15 protein-coding genes are annotated in these 17,961 nt (G+C 71.0%); 14 read left to right on the top strand and 1 reads right to left on the bottom strand.

Annotation, left to right across the window (positions count from 1 at the left end; all coding sequences use genetic code 11):
- Positions 1-11: 11 nt before the first annotated feature.
- Genes OG246_RS36480 through OG246_RS36465 form a run of 4 tightly spaced genes read left to right on the top strand, consistent with a single transcriptional unit; the run spans position 12 to position 4,004 of the window.
- Positions 12-1,049: an ABC transporter ATP-binding protein gene (locus OG246_RS36480; protein WP_266473050.1), complete on the top strand. Its 1,038-nt coding sequence runs from the start codon at positions 12-14 to the stop codon at positions 1,047-1,049.
- A 38-nt stretch (positions 1,050-1,087) separates the two neighbouring features.
- Positions 1,088-2,284 (top strand): ABC transporter substrate-binding protein, encoded by a 1,197-nt coding sequence (locus OG246_RS36475; protein ID WP_323178362.1) that lies wholly within the window; start codon positions 1,088-1,090, stop codon positions 2,282-2,284.
- Positions 2,285-2,287: 3 nt separating this feature from the next.
- Entirely contained in the window at positions 2,288-3,178 is an 891-nt protein-coding gene (locus OG246_RS36470; RefSeq protein WP_266473048.1) for an ABC transporter permease, read from the top strand.
- A 10-nt stretch (positions 3,179-3,188) separates the two neighbouring features.
- Positions 3,189-4,004, top strand: a complete 816-nt coding sequence (locus OG246_RS36465) for an ABC transporter permease (protein ID WP_266473047.1) — start codon at positions 3,189-3,191, stop codon at positions 4,002-4,004.
- Positions 4,005-4,066: 62 nt separating this feature from the next.
- Here OG246_RS36465 and OG246_RS36460 read toward each other — a convergent pair whose 3' ends face one another.
- Positions 4,067-5,476, bottom strand: coding sequence for an aminopeptidase P family protein (locus tag OG246_RS36460; RefSeq protein WP_266473045.1), 1,410 nt, complete (start codon positions 5,474-5,476; stop codon positions 4,067-4,069).
- Positions 5,477-5,577: 101 nt separating this feature from the next.
- On the opposite strand from OG246_RS36460, the gene OG246_RS36455 reads away from it, so the two are divergent.
- The 10 genes from OG246_RS36455 to OG246_RS36410 all read left to right on the top strand — a co-directional run bounded on the left by OG246_RS36455 (position 5,578) and on the right by OG246_RS36410 (position 17,941).
- On the top strand, positions 5,578-6,741 hold the full coding sequence (locus tag OG246_RS36455; protein ID WP_266473044.1) for an FAD-binding oxidoreductase: 1,164 nt from the start codon (positions 5,578-5,580) through the stop codon (positions 6,739-6,741).
- Positions 6,738-7,046 (top strand): (2Fe-2S)-binding protein, encoded by a 309-nt coding sequence (locus tag OG246_RS36450; RefSeq protein ID WP_266473043.1) that lies wholly within the window; start codon positions 6,738-6,740, stop codon positions 7,044-7,046. The genes OG246_RS36455 and OG246_RS36450 overlap by 4 nt, the downstream gene beginning before the upstream one ends.
- Entirely contained in the window at positions 7,039-8,436 is a 1,398-nt protein-coding gene (locus tag OG246_RS36445) for an FAD-dependent oxidoreductase (protein WP_266473042.1), read from the top strand. Before OG246_RS36450 ends, OG246_RS36445 begins: the two co-directional genes overlap by 8 nt.
- Before the next feature lie 112 nt (positions 8,437-8,548).
- Entirely contained in the window at positions 8,549-9,445 is an 897-nt protein-coding gene (locus tag OG246_RS36440; protein WP_266473041.1) for a dihydrodipicolinate synthase family protein, read from the top strand.
- Between the two features lie 139 nt (positions 9,446-9,584).
- The gene (locus OG246_RS36435; RefSeq protein ID WP_266473040.1) at positions 9,585-10,586 is read left to right on the top strand and encodes a proline racemase family protein; all 1,002 of its coding nucleotides are present in this window, start codon (positions 9,585-9,587) and stop codon (positions 10,584-10,586) included.
- Between the two features lie 102 nt (positions 10,587-10,688).
- On the top strand, positions 10,689-12,053 hold the full coding sequence (locus OG246_RS36430; protein ID WP_266473039.1) for an aldehyde dehydrogenase: 1,365 nt from the start codon (positions 10,689-10,691) through the stop codon (positions 12,051-12,053).
- Positions 12,054-12,105: 52 nt separating this feature from the next.
- Positions 12,106-12,801: a GntR family transcriptional regulator gene (locus OG246_RS36425; RefSeq protein ID WP_266473038.1), complete on the top strand. Its 696-nt coding sequence runs from the start codon at positions 12,106-12,108 to the stop codon at positions 12,799-12,801.
- A 33-nt stretch (positions 12,802-12,834) separates the two neighbouring features.
- Positions 12,835-15,714 (top strand): aminopeptidase N, encoded by a 2,880-nt coding sequence (gene pepN, locus OG246_RS36420; RefSeq protein ID WP_266473037.1) that lies wholly within the window; start codon positions 12,835-12,837, stop codon positions 15,712-15,714.
- Positions 15,715-15,863: 149 nt separating this feature from the next.
- Positions 15,864-16,823, top strand: a complete 960-nt coding sequence (locus tag OG246_RS36415) for a LysR family transcriptional regulator (protein ID WP_266473036.1) — start codon at positions 15,864-15,866, stop codon at positions 16,821-16,823.
- A gap of 98 nt (positions 16,824-16,921) precedes the next feature.
- The gene (locus OG246_RS36410; protein ID WP_266473035.1) at positions 16,922-17,941 is read left to right on the top strand and encodes an ABC transporter permease; all 1,020 of its coding nucleotides are present in this window, start codon (positions 16,922-16,924) and stop codon (positions 17,939-17,941) included.
- Positions 17,942-17,961: the final 20 nt, after the last annotated feature.

The following is a 17,961-nucleotide window of genomic DNA, read 5'->3' as shown; positions in this document are numbered from 1 at the left end:
GGTTCCCGCCCATGGAGGCAACTGCGATCCGGCTCCAGGGTCTGCGCAAGGCGTTCGGTGAGACGACCGCCGTGGCCGGAGTCGATCTGGACATTGCCGACGGAGAGTTCTTCTCGATGCTCGGTCCGTCCGGCTCCGGCAAGACCACGGTCCTGCGGATGATCGCGGGCTTCGAGAGCCCGACCTCGGGCCGCATCGAGCTGGCGGGCCAGGAGGTCACAGGCCTCGCCCCGTTCGAGCGGGACGTCCACACCGTCTTCCAGGACTACGCGCTGTTCCCGCACATGACTGTGGCGCAGAACATCGCGTACGGCCTCAAGGTCCGCAAGGTGCCCAAGGCCGAGCGGATCGAGCGGGCCCGCGAGGCGCTCGCGGGCGTACGCCTCGAAAGCTTCGGCGACCGCCGTCCCGCCCAGCTCTCCGGCGGCCAGCGGCAGCGCGTCGCGCTCGCCCGCGCCCTCGTCGGGCGCCCCCGGGTGCTGCTCCTCGACGAGCCGCTCGGCGCGCTCGACCTCAAGCTGCGCGAGCAGATGCAGGTCGAACTCAAGGCGATCCAGCGCGAGGTCGGCATCACCTTCGTCTTCGTCACCCACGACCAGGAGGAGGCCCTGACGATGAGCGACCGCATCGCCGTCTTCAACCAGGGCCGGATCGAGCAGGTCGGCACCCCGGCCGAGATCTACGAACGGCCCGCCACCCCCTTCGTCGCGGGCTTCGTCGGCACCTCGAACCTGCTCGAAGGAGCGTCCGCCGAGCAGGTCGTCGGCGCCCCGGGCACCTACAGCATCAGGCCCGAGAAGATCCGGGTTCTGAAGGAGTCCGCCATCGCGGACGAGCCGGAGCACTCCACCGCCACCGGCACCGTCGTCGAGGTCGTCTATCTGGGCGACGCCACCCGTTTCCTCGTGGACCTCGACGCGGGAGGACGCCTGACCGCGCTCCAGCAGAACCTGGAGACCTCCTCCGAGGACGTCGCCGCCTACCGCGGCACCCGCGTCCGGCTCCAGTGGCACCGCCGCCACAGCTTCAAGGTGCCGGACGCCCGCTGATCCCCACCACGCCAGGCCCCTCACGTATGGAGACACTCGTGCGCCTCAACCGAACCACCAAAGCCGCGGTAGCCGTCGCGGCGCTCCTCGCGGCCACGGCCTGCGGATCGTCCGACTCGGGCTCGTCCTCGTCCACCGGCCTCAACCCCCCTGACCTCAAGGCTCAGTCCGAGCTCGGCAAGACCGAGGGCGAGGTCAACCTCATCGCCTGGGCCGGCTATGTCGAGGACGGCTCCAACGACCCCGAGGTCGACTGGGTCAGCGACTTCGAGAAGCAGACCGGCTGTCAGGTCAACACGAAGACCGCGGCCAGCTCCGACGAGATGGTCAAGCTGATGAAGACCGGCCAGTACGACGCCGTCTCCGCCTCCGGCGACGCGTCCCTGCGCCTCATAGCCTCCGGCGACGCGGCCCCCGTCAACACCGACCTCGTGCCCAACTACAAGGACGTCTTCAGCGGCCTGAAGCAGCAGGCGTGGAACTCCGTCGACGGTACGGCGTACGGCATTCCGCACGGGCGCGGCGCCAACCTGCTGATGTACAACACCGAGAAGGTCTCGCCCGCACCCACCTCCTGGTCGGCCGTCTTCGACGACGCGTCCCAGTACAAGGGCCACGTCACGGCGTACGACTCCCCGATCTACATCGCCGACGCCGCCCTGTATCTCAAGGCGACCAAGCCGGAGTTGAAGATCGAGGACCCCTACGCGCTGGACCAGGACCAGTTCGACGCCGCCGTCGACCTGCTGAAGAAGCAGAACGCCAACGTCGGCGAGTACTGGAGCGACTACCTCAAGGAGATCTCCGCCTTCAAGAGCGGTGACTCCGTGGTCGGCACCACCTGGCAGGTCATCGCCAACCTCGCCGAGGGCGAGGGCGCCAAGGTGAAGGCGATCGTGCCGAAGGAGGGCTCCACCGGCTGGTCCGACACCTGGATGCTCTCCGCGAAGGCCGAGCACCCCAACTGCGCCTACAAGTGGATGGACTGGATCATCTCGCCGAAGGTGAACGCCCAGGTCGCCGAGTACTTCGGTGAGGCCCCCGCCAACGCCAAGGCGTGCGACGAGACCAGCGACGCGAGCTTCTGCGACACCTTCCACGCCACCGACGAGAGCTACTTCAAGAACATCGCGTTCTGGAACACGCCCATCGAGCAGTGCCTCGACGGACGCACCGACGTGAAGTGCGTGCCCTACGCCAAGTGGGTCCAGGCCTGGACCGAGATCAAGGGCTGAGCGATGACTTCTTCCGTGCAGGCCGCCGGACGGTCCCCCGTCCGGCGGCTCGCCGGGACCCTGCACCGCCGACCCCGGCTCAGGCTGTCCCTGCTGCTGACCGCCCCGCTGCTCTGGCTGGCGGTGCTCTACCTCGGCTCACTGGCCGTGCTGTTCATCTCGGCGTTCTGGACGACGGACTCGTTCACCTCCGAGGTCGTGAAGGTCTGGGCGACCGACAACTTCGAGGCGCTGTTCACCACACCCGTCTTCCGCCAGGTGATCCTGCGCAGCGTCGGCGTGGCGCTCGCGGTCACCGCCCTGTGCGCGGTGATCGCCTTCCCGGTCGCCTTCTTCACGGCCCGGATCGCCAAGCCGAAGTGGCGCCCGCTGCTCGTGGTCGCCATCCTCACGCCGCTGTGGGCGAGTTACCTCGTCAAGGTGTACGCCTGGCGGCTGATCCTCTCTCAGGGAGGCCTCGCCGACTGGATGTTGAAGCCGCTGGGGCTGAGCGGACCGGGGTACGGGCTGACCGCGACGGTCATCGCGCTGACCTACCTCTGGCTGCCGTACATGATCCTGCCGATCCACACGGCACTGGAGCAGCTGCCCGCCAACCTGCTTGACGCGTCGGCGGACTTGGGTGCGCGCGCCGGACGCACTTTCCGCTCCGTGGTCCTGCCGATGGTCCTGCCGTCCGTGGCGGCCGGCTCGGTCTTCACCTTCTCGCTCAGCCTCGGCGACTACATCACCGTGCAGATCGTCGGCGGCAAGAGCCAGCTCATCGGCAACCTCGTCTACTCCAACATCGAACTCAACCTGCCCATGGCCGCCGCGCTCGGCACCGTGCCCGTCGTGGTCATCGTGCTCTACCTGCTCGCGATGCGCCGCACCGGCGCCCTGAGCAGTCTCTGAGGAGCCCGCTGTGCAACTGTCCCGTTCCGCGCGCATCGCGCTGCGCGTCGCCGCAGGGCTCGGCTTCGCGGTCATCTACGTCCCGCTCGCGCTCGTCCTGGTCAACTCCTTCAACCCGGACCGCAGCGCGAGCTGGCCGCCGCCAGGGCTCACCTTCCACTGGTGGTCGGTCGCCTGGGAGAACACGGGCGCCCGCGAGGCGCTCTGGGTCTCCGTCAAAGCGGGGCTCGGCGCCACCGCCATCGCCCTGGTGCTCGGCACGCTGATCGCGTTCGCGGTGGCCCGGCACCGCTTCTTCGGCCGCGACGCCATCTCCTTCGTGGTCGTCCTGCCGATCGCGCTGCCCGGCATCGTAACCGGCATCGCGCTCAACTCGGCGTTCAGCACCGTACTCGAGCCGCTCGGCGTCGGCCTCGGCATGTTCACCGTGGTCGTCGGCCATGCCACCTTCTGCATCGTCGTCGTCTTCAACAACGTCGTCGCGAGACTGCGCCGCACCTCCGGCAGTTACGAGGAAGCGGCCATGGACCTGGGAGCCGACACCTTCCGGGCCTTCGTCGACATCACCTTCCCGCTGATCCGCTCGGCGCTCCTCGCGGGCGGACTGCTCGCCTTCGCGCTCTCCTTCGACGAGATCGTGGTGACGACGTTCACGGCCGGACCCGGCATCGAGACCCTGCCGATCTGGATCTTCAACAACATGACACGGCCCCAACAGGCACCGGTCGTGAACGTCGTGGCGGCGGTCCTCGTCCTGCTCTCGGTGATTCCGATCTACGTGGCCCAGCGGCTGTCTGCGGACACGGCGACGGAGAGCAGGATCTGACACGGTGACCGAGAGCGGGATCTGAACCGGTGACCGAGAGCAGGATCTGAACCGGCTGGGCGCTATCCGGCGAACTCCCGCATCCACGCCTCCACTTCGGCGGCCGAGCGCGGGAGCCCCGCCGACAGGTTCTCGTACCCGTCCGCCGTCACCAGCAGGTCGTCCTCGATCCGGACGCCGATGCCACGCCACTCCTCGGGCACCGTCAGGTCGTCGGGCTGGAAGTAGAGGCCGGGCTCGACGGTGAGCACCATGCCCGGTTCCAGTACTCCGTCGACGTACTCCTCGTTTCGGGCCTTCGCGCAGTCGTGGACGTCGAGTCCCAGCATGTGGCCGGTGCCCGCCATGGTGAAGCGCCGCTGCAGACCGAGTTCGTACGCCCGCTCGGCCGGGCCCTCGATGAAGCCCCACGCCACGAGGCGCTCGGCCATCGACCGCTGAGCCGCCTCGTGGAAGTCCCGGTAGTCCGCGCCAGGCTTCACAGCGGCCATGCCGGCCTCCTGGGCCTCGTACACCGCGTCGTAGATCTCGCGCTGGAGCGGGGTGAACGTGCCGTCGATGGGGAGCGTGCGCGTGACGTCGGCGGTGTAGAGGGTGCGGGTCTCCACGCCCGCGTCGAGCAGGAGGAGTTCGCCCGGCCGGACCGGGCCGTCGTTGTCCGTCCAGTGCATGATCGTGGCGTGCTCGCCGGCGGCACAGATGGAGCCGTAGCCGACGTCGTTGCCCTCGACGCGGGCGCGGCGGAAGAAGGTGCCCTCGATCCACCGCTCGGAGGTGGCGACCGCCTGCGACAACTCCCGTACGACATCGGTGAATCCGCGCACGGTGGCGTCCACGGCGCGGCGCATCTCGCCGATCTCCCACGCGTCCTTGACCAACCGCAGCCCGGACACCGCCTCTTCGAACTCGGCGTCCCGCTCGTCGTCCGTGGCAAGCGCTGCGTCGAGCACGGCGTCGTGGCCCCGTACGAGACGGGTCGGTACGCCGGTGTCCTTCAAGTCCTCGGCGATCGTACGGATGTCACGGCACGGCAGGCCGAGCACTCGCTCCGACTCGGCGAGGGAGCGACGACGGCCCATCCACAGCTCGGCCGTCTTGCCCGTCCAGAACTCGTCGCTGTCCCGGGTGTCGCGGGGGAGCTGGTAGCAGTGCGCGTCGTGACCGCCGTCCGCGCGCGGCTCCAACACCAGGGCCCCGTCCCGGGCCTGATCCCCCGTCAGATGGACATAGCCGGAATACGGGCGGAACGGGTAGGGGGTGTCGTTCGAGCGGGTCTTGAGGCTTCCGGAGGGGACGACGAGGCGCTCGCCCGGGAAGCGGGCGGAGAGCGCGGCGCGGCGGCGGGCCGCGTAGGGCGTCTGTTCGTTCGGCTGGAGGTCACGCTTTTCGGTGTCGGCCCAGCCCGTCCTCATCAGGGCGGAGAGCTCCGCGGAGACACCTTGGTAGAGGCCGTTCTTTCGACCCTTGGCCACGGTCAGGCACCTTCTTCTGCAGTCTTTTTCGGGTTTCGGGTGAGGCGTGACCGAGCCTAGATGCCCTTGGCCGAAAAGGAAACATGTGACATAGTACTGACGTGACCAAGCGACTGACCTGCGATGTCGTGGTCGTCGGAGCCGGAATGGTGGGCGCGGCAAGCGCCCTCTACGCGGCTCGGGCGGGCCTGGACGTCGTCCTCGTGGACCGCGGCCCGGTGGCCGGCGGTACCACCGGCTCGGGCGAGGGCAATCTGCTCGTCTCCGACAAGGAGCCGGGCCCCGAGCTGGAACTCGCCCTGCTCTCGGGGAGGTTGTGGACCGACCTCGCCCAGGAGGTGGGGGAGGCCATCGAGTACGAGGCCAAGGGCGGCCTCGTCGTGGCAGCCACGCCCGAGGGGCTGGCCGCGCTGGAGACCTTCGCGGTCGGGCAGCGCGCCGCCGGGGTCGAGGCCGCAACGGTCGCCGCCGGTCAACTCCACGACCTGGAGCCCCACTTGGCGCCCGGCCTCGCGGGCGCCGTCCACTACCCGCAGGACGCCCAGGTGATGCCGACGCTGGCCGCCGCCCATCTCGTACGCGCCTCGGGTGCCCGCCTGCTCACCGGCCGGACGGTCACGGAGGTGCTGCGCACGGCGGACGGAGCGGTGCGCGGTGTCCGTACGGACAAGGGGGAGATCCACGCCCCGGTCGTCGTGAACGCGGCCGGTACCTGGGGCGGAGAGCTGGCCGCGCTCGCCGGAGTCTCCCTTCCCGTGCTTCCCCGGAGAGGCTTCGTCCTCGTCACCGAACCTCTGCCCCGCATGATCCGCCACAAGGTGTACGCCGCCGACTATGTGGCCGACGTCGCGAGCGACTCGGCCGCACTGCAGACCTCGCCGGTCGTGGAGGGGACGGCCGCGGGGCCCGTGCTGATCGGCGCGAGCCGTGAACGGGTCGGCTTCGACCGGACGTTCTCGCTGCCGGTCGCCCGGGCCCTCGCCGGGGGCGCCACGCGCCTCTTCCCCTTCCTGGAGAAGGTGAAGGCGATGCGCGGGTACCTGGGCTTCCGCCCCTATATGCCCGACCATCTGCCCGCGATCGGTCCCGACGCGCGGGTGCCGGGCCTCTTCCACGCCTGCGGGCACGAGGGTGCGGGCATCGGGCTCGCGACCGGTACCGGGTACTTGATCGCCCAGGTGCTGAGTGGCAAGTCCCCGGATCTCGACCTCGGACCGTTCCGGCCCGACCGCTTCCCCTCTCCCGCGCCCGAGGAGGCCCAGTGAGTTCCCGTACCCCGCTGGAACTGGCCGACGCCCGGCCCGGACCGGCCTTCACGGTCACGCTCGACGGACGCGAGATCGAAGCCCTGCCCGGACAGACCGTCGCCGCCGCACTCTGGGCCGCGGGCGTCACCTCCTGGCGCACCACCCGGGGCGAAGGACGTCCGCGCGGCGTCTTCTGCGGCATCGGTGTCTGCTTCGACTGCCTGGTGACGGTCAACGGCCGCCCCAATCAACGGGCTTGCCTGCTGCCGCTGAACCCGGGGGACGCCATCCGCACACAGGAAGGAACCGGTCACGATGGCTGAGGGAACCCGCCTGGCCGTGATCGGCGCCGGCCCCGCGGGGCTCGCCGCCGCGCTCGCCGCCGCCGCGCGAGGTGTCCACGTGACGGTGATCGACTCCGGTGCGGAGGCCGGCGGCCAGTTCTACCGGCAGCCCGCCGAAGGCCTCGGCGCCCGTCGCCCCCAGGCCCTGCACCACCAGTGGCGCACCTGGGAGCGGCTGCGCGACGGACTCGGCGCGCACATCGCCAGTGGACGCGTGGTCCACCTGACGGAACATCATGTGTGGTTCGTGGAAACGGACTTGAACGGATTCACCGTCCACGCCCTGCTCGGACCCGAGCAGGAGGAGCCCGCCGAGGTCCACGCCGACGCCGTACTGCTCGCCACCGGTGGATACGAGAAGGTGCTGCCCTTCCCCGGCTGGACCCTGCCCGGTGTGGTGACCGCGGGTGGCGCGCAGGCCATGCTCAAGGGCGGGCTGGTCCTGCCGGGCCGTACCGCCGTGGTGGCGGGCACCGGGCCGCTGCTGCTGCCGGTCGCCACCGGGCTCGCCGCGGCGGGTGCCGAGGTCGCCGCGCTCGTGGAGTCCGCGGACCCGAAGGCGTTCGTGCGGCAGGGCGGGACGTTCGCGGCGTATCCGGCCAAGATCGCGGAGGGCGCCCAGTACGCGGCCGAGCTGCTGCGGCACCGGGTGAAGACCCTCGTGCACCACACCGTGGTCGAGGCGCACGGCGGGGACCGGCTGAGCGCCGTGACCATCGCCGCCCTCGACGCCGACGGCCGGGTACGGCCCGGCACCGAACGGCGCATCCCCTGCGACACGCTCGCCGTCGGCCACGGCATGCTGCCGCACACCGACCTCGCGGAGGCGCTCGGCTGCCGTATCGACGGGCTCGACGTGCACGTCGACGACGAGCAGCGCACCGACGTTCCCGGAGTCTGGGCGGCCGGCGAGACCACCGGCATCGGCGGCGCCGCCCTCTCGCTCGCCGAGGGCCACATCGCGGGACGCTCGATCGCGGCCCGGCTCTCCGGCGCCGAACCGGACCCGCGCGGCTGGGCGGCCGCAGCGAGGACCCGTACGAAACTGCGGAAGTTCTTCGCGGCCGTCGACGGCGCCTACGCGCCGCCCGCGCACTGGACCGAGCTGATCACCGACGACACGGTCGTCTGCCGCTGCGAGGAGGTCACCGGCGGTGCGATCCGCGAGGCCGTCGGCGAACTGGGCGCGGGCGATGTACGCACGGTGAAGCTGCTGACCCGGGCCGGTATGGGCTGGTGCCAGGGCCGGGTGTGCGGTCCCGCTGTCGCGGGGCTCGCCGGATGCGAACTCACGCCGTCACGGCGGCCGTTCGCCCGGCCCGTACCGCTCGGGGTGCTGGCCCGCGCGGGGGAGTCCGAGGAACCCTGAGCCCCGCACCGGGCAGGGCGCCTCGGCCCGTGATTACCAGCAACCTATGGCTGATTACCAGCAACCCATGACTGCCAGTAAAATGTCACACCCTATTGAGATGGGACCGCTCATGACCACCACCGAGAACCGCCCCTGGCGCGGAGTCCTCGTCGCCACGGCCCTTCCGTTGAACGACGACCTCTCCGTCAACTACGAGAAGTTCGCCGAGCACTGTGCCTGGCTCGTCGAGAACGGCTGTGACGGCGTCGTACCGAACGGCTCCCTCGGCGAGTACCAGGTGCTCACGCCCGAGGAGCGCGCCAAGGTCGTGGAGACGGCCGTGGCCGCCATCGGCGGCTCCCGTGTGATGCCCGGCGTCGCCGCCTACGGCTCCGCCGAGGCACGCCGCTGGGCCGAGCAGGCCCGCGACGCCGGCTGCGCGTCCGTGATGCTGCTGCCGCCGAACGCCTACCGCGCCGACGAGCGCTCCGTCCTCGCCCACTACGAGGAGGTCGCCAAGGCGGGCGTCCCGATCGTGGCGTACAACAACCCCATCGACACCAAGGTCGACCTGGTCCCCGAACTGCTGGCGAAGCTGCACGCCGCGGGCCACATCCACGGCGTCAAGGAGTTCTCCGGCGACGTACGCCGCATCTACCAGATCCAGGAGCTGGCCCCCGAGCTGGACGTCCTGATCGGCGCCGACGACGTCCTCTTGGAGCTGGCGATCGCCGGCGCGAAGGGCTGGGTCTCCGGTTACCCGAACGCGCTGCCCAAGGCCACCGTGGAGCTCTACCACGCGGCGGTCGAGGGCGATCTGAAGACCGCGCTGCCGCTCTACCGGAAGCTGCACGCGCTGCACCGCTGGGACTCCAAGGTCGAGTTCGTGCAGGCCATCAAGCTGTCCATGGACATCGTCGGCCGGCACGGCGGCCCGGTCCGGCCGCCGCGGGTCCCGCTGCTTCCGGAGCAGGAGGCCGCGGTGCGCGCCGCGACCGAGAAGGCCGTCGCCGACGGTCTCGCCTGACCGTCGCCGGTGGTACGGGACCGGGTGCGGCCGGTCCCACACCGACCGACGGGCGCGACGGGCGGCCCTCACCGACCGCCGCGCCCGTCACCCCTCCACCTCTTCATCCGTGTCCCACGTTCAAGGGAGCAGCTCGGACATGCGCAGCAAACTCGTCCTGCACGCCGTCGACTCGCACACCGAGGGAATGCCGACCCGGGTGATCACCGGCGGCATCGGCACCATCCCCGGCGCGACCATGAACGAGCGCCGGCTCTACTTCCGTGAGCACCGTGACCACATCAAGCAGCTCCTGATGAACGAGCCGCGCGGGCACTCGGCGATGAGCGGCGCGATCCTCCAGCCGCCCACCCGCCCCGACTGCGACTACGGGGTCATCTACATCGAGGTCTCCGGCTATCTCCCGATGTGCGGCCACGGGACCATCGGTGTCGCCACCGTCCTCGTCGAGACGGGGATGGTCGAGGTCGTCGAGCCCGTCACCACCATCCGCCTGGACACCCCGGCGGGCCTCGTCGTCGCCGAGGTCGCGGTGGAGGACGGCGCGGCGAAGGCGGTGACGCTGAAGAACGTCCCCTCGTTCTCCGCAGGCCTCGACCGCAAGATCACGCTTTCCGACGGCCGGACGGTGACGTACGACCTGGCCTACGGCGGCAACTTCTACGCGATCCTGCCGCTGGAGCAGTTCGGGCTGCCCTTCGACCGGACCCGCAAGGACGACATCCTCGCCGCCGGTCTGTCGCTGATGGAGGCGATCAACGCGGAGGAGGAGCCCGTCCACCCCGAGGACCCGTCCATCCGCGGCTGCCACCACGTCCACCTCATCGCCCCCGGCGCCACGGCACGGCACTCCCGCCATGCGATGGCGATCCACCCCGGCTGGTTCGACCGCTCGCCCTGCGGTACGGGTACGAGCGCGCGCATGGCGCAGCTTCACGCCCGCGGCGAACTCCCCCTGAACACCGAGTTCGTGAACGAGTCCTTCATCGGGACGCAGTTCACGGGACGGCTGCTCGGCACCACCGAGGTTGCCGGGATCCCGGCCGTACTGCCGAGCTTCACCGGTCGCGCCTGGGTGACCGGCACCGCCCAGTACCTGCTGGACCCCTCCGACCCCTTCCCCGCCGGATTCATCCTCTAGACCCCTCCGACCCGTTCCCCGCCGGATTCATCCTCCAGACCCCTCCGACCCGTTCCCGGCCGGACTCATCCTCTAGACCCACGGGTCCCAGGAGCGCACCACATGACCCTCGTCGTCAGCCACAACCCCGCCCGCCCCGCCGACATCCTGACCGAAACGCCCGCCACCGGACGCCAGGGTGTGCTCGCCGCGGTCGAGCGCGCCCGTGCCGCCTCCCGCCTCTGGGCCCAGGGCGGCGCCGCGCGCCGTGCCGCCGCCCTGCACGCGGCTGCCGAGCGCGTCGAGCAGGCGGGCGACGAACTCGCCGCGCTCGTCGTCCGCGAGGTCGGCAAGCCCATCACCGAAGCACGCGGCGAGATCGCCCGCGCCGTCGCGATCCTGCGTTACTACGCACAGCAGCCTTACGACCCGGTCGGCTCCGTCCACGAACCGGCGGCCGGGGCAGGACTGCTGTTCACCCGGCGCGCCCCGCACGGCGTCGCCGGGCTGATCACGCCCTGGAACTTCCCGCTCGCCATCCCCCTCTGGAAGGCCGCGCCCGCGCTCGCCACCGGCAACGCGGTCGTGCTCAAGCCCGCACCGCCCGCCACCGCCTGCGCGCTGCGGCTCGCCGAACTCCTCGACGGAGTGCTTCCGGAGAGCGTGTTCACGGTCGTGCCCGGCGGGGCCGAGGAGGGCATGGCGCTGGTCGACGGCGCCGACGTCGTCTCCTTCACCGGCTCCACCGCGGTCGGCCGGGCCGTCGTACAGGCCGCGACCGCGAGCGGCACTCCGGTACAGGCGGAGATGGGCGGCCAGAATGCCGCCCTCGTGCTGCCCGACGCCGACGTGGAGACGACCGCGGCGCAACTCGCCGCCGCCGTCGCCGGATTCGCGGGCCAGAAGTGCACGGCCACCAAGCGGATCATCGCGGTCGGCGACCCGGGGCCGCTCCGGGACGCCCTGATCGGCGCGCTGAACGCCCTGCGCACAGGAGACCCCGCCGACCCGGACACCGTGTGCGGCCCGCTCATCTCCGCCGCGGCCCGCGACGCCGTCCTCGCCGCGGCATCCGGGGGGCGCTTGCTGACCGGGGGAGTACGCCCGGCCGGACTCGACGGCTGGTACGCCGCACCGACCCTCGTGGACCGGCTCCCCGAGGGCCACCTGCTGGCCACCGAAGAGGTCTTCGGGCCGATCGCCGCGCTCAGCTCGGCGCCCGACCTGGACACCGCGATCGCCTGCGCGGGCTCCGTGGCCCACGGCCTGGTCTCGTCCGTGCACACCGCCGACCTGGACGCCGCCCTGCGCTGCGCCGACCGGCTCGCCACCGGCATGGTCAAGGTCAACGCCCCCACCACCGGCGTCGACTTCCATCTGCCCTTCGGCGGCGAGAAGGCCTCCAGCCACGGCCCGCGCGAGCAGGGCAAGGCGGCCCTCGACTTCTACACCAGGACCCGCACGGTCACGATGCTCTCCGCCGCATAGATACTGGTAGCACGTGACATTGCATATGCCCGTACCAGGAGGACAACGACCCATGGCCGCCCAGCGCACCAGCGCCCCGCCCGCCGCTCCCGACCTGCCCTCGCTGGGCGGCAAGAAGAGCAGCTACCGCGAGCGTGTCGCGGACGCGCTGCGCGCCGCGCTGATCGCCGGTGAACTGCGCGCCGGCGAGGTCTACTCCGCGCCCACCCTCGCCGCCCGCTTCGGCGTCTCCGCGACCCCGGTGCGCGAGGCCATGCTCGACCTCGCCAAGGAAGGCCTCGTCGACACGGTCCCGAACAAGGGCTTCCGGGTCACCGCGGTCTCCGAGAAGCAGCTCGACGAATACACCCACATCCGCTCGCTGATCGAGATCCCCACCACCGTCGAGCTCGCCACGACGGCCGATCCGGTCGCACTTGAGGCCCTGCGGCCCGTGGCCCAGGAGATCGTGACGGCTGCGGCGGCCGGTGACCTCATCGCGTACGTCGAGGCCGACATCCGCTTCCACCTCGGACTGCTCGCCCTCGCGGGCAACGCGCACCTGGTCGAGGTCGTCGGCGACCTGCGCAAGCGCTCCCGCCTCTACGGCCTGAACGCCCTCGTCGAAGCGGGCCGCCTGGAGGACTCCGCCGAGGAGCACCTGGAACTCCTCGACGCGCTGCTCGCCCGCGACAAGGAGGCCGTACGCGCCGTCATGACGCGGCACCTCGGGCATGTACGGGGCCTGTGGGCCGCCGAGTCCGAGTAACTGCCTGTGAATTGAACTGAGTTAAGGAACAGTGTGCCCGCCCTGACCCGAACCGAGGCCGAGGCACGGGCCCGGCTGCTGACCGTCCACCGCTACACCGTCCACCTCGATCTCACCGGCGGGGACGAGGAGTTCGGCTCCCGTACGGAGATCGGCTTCACCGCCCGCGAGGGCGCCGACACCTTCGTCGAGCTGAAGCCCTCGACCCTCCACAGGGCCGTCCTCGACGGGCGGCCACTCGATCCGGCCACACTCACCGACGGGCGTCTCCCGCTCACCCTCACGTCGGGCGAGCACACCCTGCTGGTCGAGGCAGACATGCGCTACTCCCGCACGGGGGAGGGTCTGCACCGCTTCACCGACCCGGCCGACGGCGAGACATACGTCCACAGCCAGGCGTTCCTCGACCAGGCCCAGCGGATCTTCGCCTGCTTCGACCAGCCGGACCTCAAGGCGGTCTTCGACGTCCAGGCCGCCGTGCCGGCCGGATGGACGGCACTCGGCAACAGCGTCGGCGCCGAACTGTGCGAGGACATCTGGGAGTTCGAGCCCACGCCACCCCTCTCCACTTACCTCTTCGCCCTGGCCGCGGGCTCCTGGCACTCCGTCCGCACCGAGCACGCGAACCTGCCCTTCGGCCTGCACTGCCGCCGCTCGCTCGCCCCGCACCTCGATGCGGCCGAACTTTTCGAGATCACCCGACGCTGCTTCGACCGGTACGCTCAACTCTTCGCCGAGCCCTACCCGTTCGACTCCTACGACCAGATCTTCGTACCGGAGTTCAACGGCGGAGCGATGGAGAACCCGGGCCTGGTCGCGTACAAGGAAGCCTTCCTCTTCCGCTCCGAACCCACCCCGTACGAACGCGGCTACCGCACCAAGACCCTCGCGCACGAGATGGCCCACATGTGGTTCGGCGACCTGGTCACCATGCGCTGGTGGGACGACCTGTGGCTGAACGAGTCGTTCGCCGACCTCATGGCTTATGAAGTGACCGGCGCCTGGCCCGAGTTCACGGTCCACCGCAAGACCTGGGGCTACGACGCCGACCAACGCCCCTCGACCCACCCGGTCGCCCCCGCCGCCGTACCCGACACGGCCGCCGCCCTCCTCAACTTCGACGGCATCTCCTACGCCAAGGGTGCCTCCGCCCTCCGCCAACTCTCCGTCTGGCTCGGCGAGTCCACCTTCCGCGCCGGAGTCGACGCCCACCTCACCCGCCACCGCTTCGGCAACGCCTCACTCGCCGACCTCGTCGACACCCTGACCGAGGTGTCCGGCCGCGATGTGCGGACCTGGGCGGAGGCGTGGCTGCGGACCACTGGCGTGGACACGATCCGTGCGGAGTGGGCCCCGGAGGGGCCGAGCGGGACCTGGCCCGGCCGCGAGCCGGACGGCGTCACCGCGACCGGCACACGGGTGTCCGAGAGCGCCGCCTCCGTCGCGGAACCTACGTCGGAACGTGCCGGTGGGGCCCGCCGGGGTGGGCCGGGAGGCGTCGCCCCGGGGTGTGCGCTCTGGGGCGACGGTTCCTCCTCGGAGCCTGCGCCGGAACGTGCCGGTGGTGCCCGTGAGGGGGAGCTGGGCGGCGTCGCCGCGGGCGGCGGGCGGGTGGGCGAGGGTGTCACCTCTGTCCCGGAGCCGACGCCGGTCCGTGCCGGTGGGGCCCGCCGGGGTGGGCCGGGAGGCGTCGCCCCGGGGTGTGCACTCTGGGGCGACGGTTCCTCCTCGGAGCCTGCGCCGGAGTGTGCCCGTGGGGCCTGCGAGGGCGAGCCGGACGGCGTCGCCTCCGGGTGCCCGCGCGGGCACATCGGCTCCGCCCGCACCGACGGAACGGACGCCGATGCAACCCTCGCCGTGCGCAGCACCGGCGCCCGACCGCACCGCCTCGCCCTCGGCCTCTACGACTACGACGACCGGAGCCGCCTCGTCCTGCGTGAGCGGATCCTTGCCGAGCCCGGTGGGACGTACGACCTCGTGCGGCGCCCTGTCCTGCTGCTGCCCAATGACGGTGATCTCACCTACGCCAAGGTGCGTCTCGACGCCGGCTCATGGGCCGCCGTCACGGCGTCGTTGTCGTCGATCGAGGACCCGGGGACCCGCGCGGTGCTGTGGACCGTCGCCCGCGACCTCGTTCGCGACGGTGAACTCCCGCCCACCGCCTACCTGGAGCTCGTCGCCCGGCACCTGCCGTACGAGAGCGACCCGGTTCTCACCGAGAGCGTTCTCGGCTTCGCCCGCACCACGGTCGCCGACCAATACGTGAACCCGGGACAGCGCCCGGCCGCGCTGGCCGGCCTCGCGGACGTGTGCCGAGCCCTCCTTGGCACGGACCGGCACGCGGCCGCCCTGCGTACCCTCATCGACTCGACCTCCGCCGACGAGCTGCCGGACGTACCCGAGGGCGACCTCGAACTCCGCTGGCGGGCCCTGCTGCGCCGCTGTGTGCTCGGGGCGGCGGACGAGAAGGAGATCGACGCGCTGGAGGCGGACGACCGCACGGCCGTCGGCCGCGAGGGTGCCGCCCGCTGCCGGGCCGCGCTGCCCGGCAGGGCGGCCAAGGAGGCGGCTTGGCGCGCGCTGTTCGGCGACGAGCTGCCCGTACCGCTCCTTGCAGCCACCGGCCAGGGCTTCTGGCAGCCCGAACAGGCGGATGTGACCGAGGAGTTCGCACCGCGCTGGTTCGACGCGGCGACCGCGCTCGCCGAACGCCGGGGCCCCGCCGTGGCCGCCGCGCTGGCCCGGCACACGTTCCCCGCCCACACGGCGTCCGCAGCAGTCCTCGGGGCCGGTGAGCGGTGGCTGGAGCGCGGAAACCCCGCACCGGCCCTGCGGCGCGGGGTCACCGACCGGCTCGACGACCTGCGCCGTGCCGTGTCCGTACGAGGACCGGGCGGCGGTGCCGCCCCCTGACCGAGCAGTGCGTGGTGCTTGGCGAGCGCAAACGGATCTTCCTCGCCGCTCACAGGATTTCGACGGGTATCACCCAGCTCGCCGACAGCTTCCGGTCCATCATGCAGACACCCGTGGCCACACCCTGACACCGTCCCTACCCTGGGCCGATGCAGCTGGAACTGCGTCACCTGCGGACCCTGCGGACCGTCCGCGACCATGGCAGCCTCAACCGCGCCGCCGCCGCACTCGGCGTGTCCCAGCCCGCGCTGACCAACCAGCTCAAGCGGATAGAGGAGTCGCTGGGCGGCGCGGTGTTCCGGCGCGGCACCAGGGGCGTCGAGCCCACCCCGTACGGCGAGTTCATCCTCGCGAAGGCACGCACGGCGCTGTCCGCCTTCGACGACATCCTCGCCGCCCACCCGGACGAGACGCCGGTCCGCGCCGTCCGGCTCGGCACGGTCGCGAGCCCCATGGCCCTCGACCTCGCCGACCGGCTCGGCTTCCTGCTGTCCGGCGCGCCCGTCACCGTACGGACCGAGGGTGCGGTGCGGACGCTGCTGGAGATGGTGGCAGGGCAGCAGCTCGAATGTGCCGTCGTCGGCGACTACCCGGGCTACGACGCGCGCCCCGAACCGCCCGTCGAGTACCGCCTGATCGCCGTCGAGCCGGTCTTCATCGCCGTCGGCGCGCATCATCCGCTGGCCGCGCGCGACGAGGTCGACCTCGACGAGCTGGCCGAGGAGACCTGGGTGCTGCCGCCGTCCGACGGCATGGGCTGGCCCGAGCACCTGGTCGACACCTGCGAGGCGCGCGGCTTCACACCCCGCGTCCGCTACCGCCTCGTCGACAACTCGCTGCGCCGCGAACTCATCGCCACCGGACGGGCGGTGAGCCCGGTTCAGCCCACCTTCCGCACCGACGCCGGCATCACCGTGCGCCCCATCAAGGGCGACCCGATGTGGATGCGCTACCACCTGGTGTGGCACGGCAAGGGGCCCCTCGCACCCTACGGCGACGAGCTGGTGCGGCTGGCGCAGCAGTCGTACACCGCCACCATGGAGAACGCCTCCGGATATCTGGCGTGGGCCGCGCGGCGCGGCGGTATGGCGGGTAACGGTACGGAGTAGGGAATATCACGGCAGCGCAACAACGAGGGGTATAACTCCTGGGAGTTATAGCGAGCTGGCATTACCCGGCCCCCTGGAGGGCGTGCCAAAGTCCGGCCATGCGCCTCACCCTCAACCGTTCGGCGGACGTTTCCGCTGATGACACCTCCGCGATCACTCCCGCCGCCCCGGCCACGGGACGCACGGGACGCTCGCCGAAGGCTCTGGCCTGGGCCCGGCTGCGGCGCGACCGCGTGGGGATGGTCTCGGGCGCGGTGGTCCTGTTCTTCTTCGTCGTCGCTCTCGCGGCTCCGCTGATCTCGGCGGTGTACGGCAAGGACCCGTACACGCTGTACGGCACCGACATCCCGGGCCTGCTCAACGAGTTCAACTACCCGGTCAAGCCCAACGGCGGCATCGACGGCGAGTTCTGGCTCGGCATCGAGCCGCAGCTCGGCCGCGACGTACTCACCCAGCTCCTGTACGGCATCCGCACCTCGCTGCTGATCGCCGCCGCGGTCGTCGTGATCGTCACGGTCGTCGGCAGCCTCGTCGGCATCGCGGCCGGCTACCTCGGCGGCAGGGCCGACTTCGTGATCAGCCGGATCATCGAGGTCACCATCGCGTTCCCGTCGACCCTGCTGTTCATCGCGGTCACCCCGATCGTGCTCTCGTACTTCGTCGCCTCCGACGAGAACACCCCGACCTGGATGCGGGTCGCCACCCTGGTCATCGCACTGTCGCTGTTCGGCTGGACGCGGATCGCCCGGCTGCTGCGCGGCCAGGTCCTCTCCCTCCGCGAGAGCGAGTACATCAAGGCGGCCAAGGTGTACGGCGCGAGCCCCTGGCGGATCGTCACCAGGGAGCTGCTGCCCAACCTCTGGACGCCGATCCTGGTGTTCGTCACCCTCGACCTCCCCGCGATCGTGACCTCCGAGGCCGCCCTGTCCTTCCTCGGCGTCGGCATCCAGGAGCCCACCCCCGACTGGGGCCGCATGATCAAGCAGGGTGCCTCCTACTACCTGGACGACTTCACGTTCATGGCCGTCCCCGGCGTCGCGATGATCGTCTTCGTCGTCGCCTTCAACCTCTTCGGCGACTCGGTCCGCGACGCGCTGGACCCCAAGTCCCACCGCTGACCCACCAGTTGAAGCCTCCC

The sequence above is a fragment of the Streptomyces sp. NBC_00620 genome, from assembly GCF_026341825.1.
GTDB lineage: Bacteria > Actinomycetota > Actinomycetes > Streptomycetales > Streptomycetaceae > Streptomyces.
This window is presented reverse-complemented; position numbering and strand designations above follow the sequence as displayed.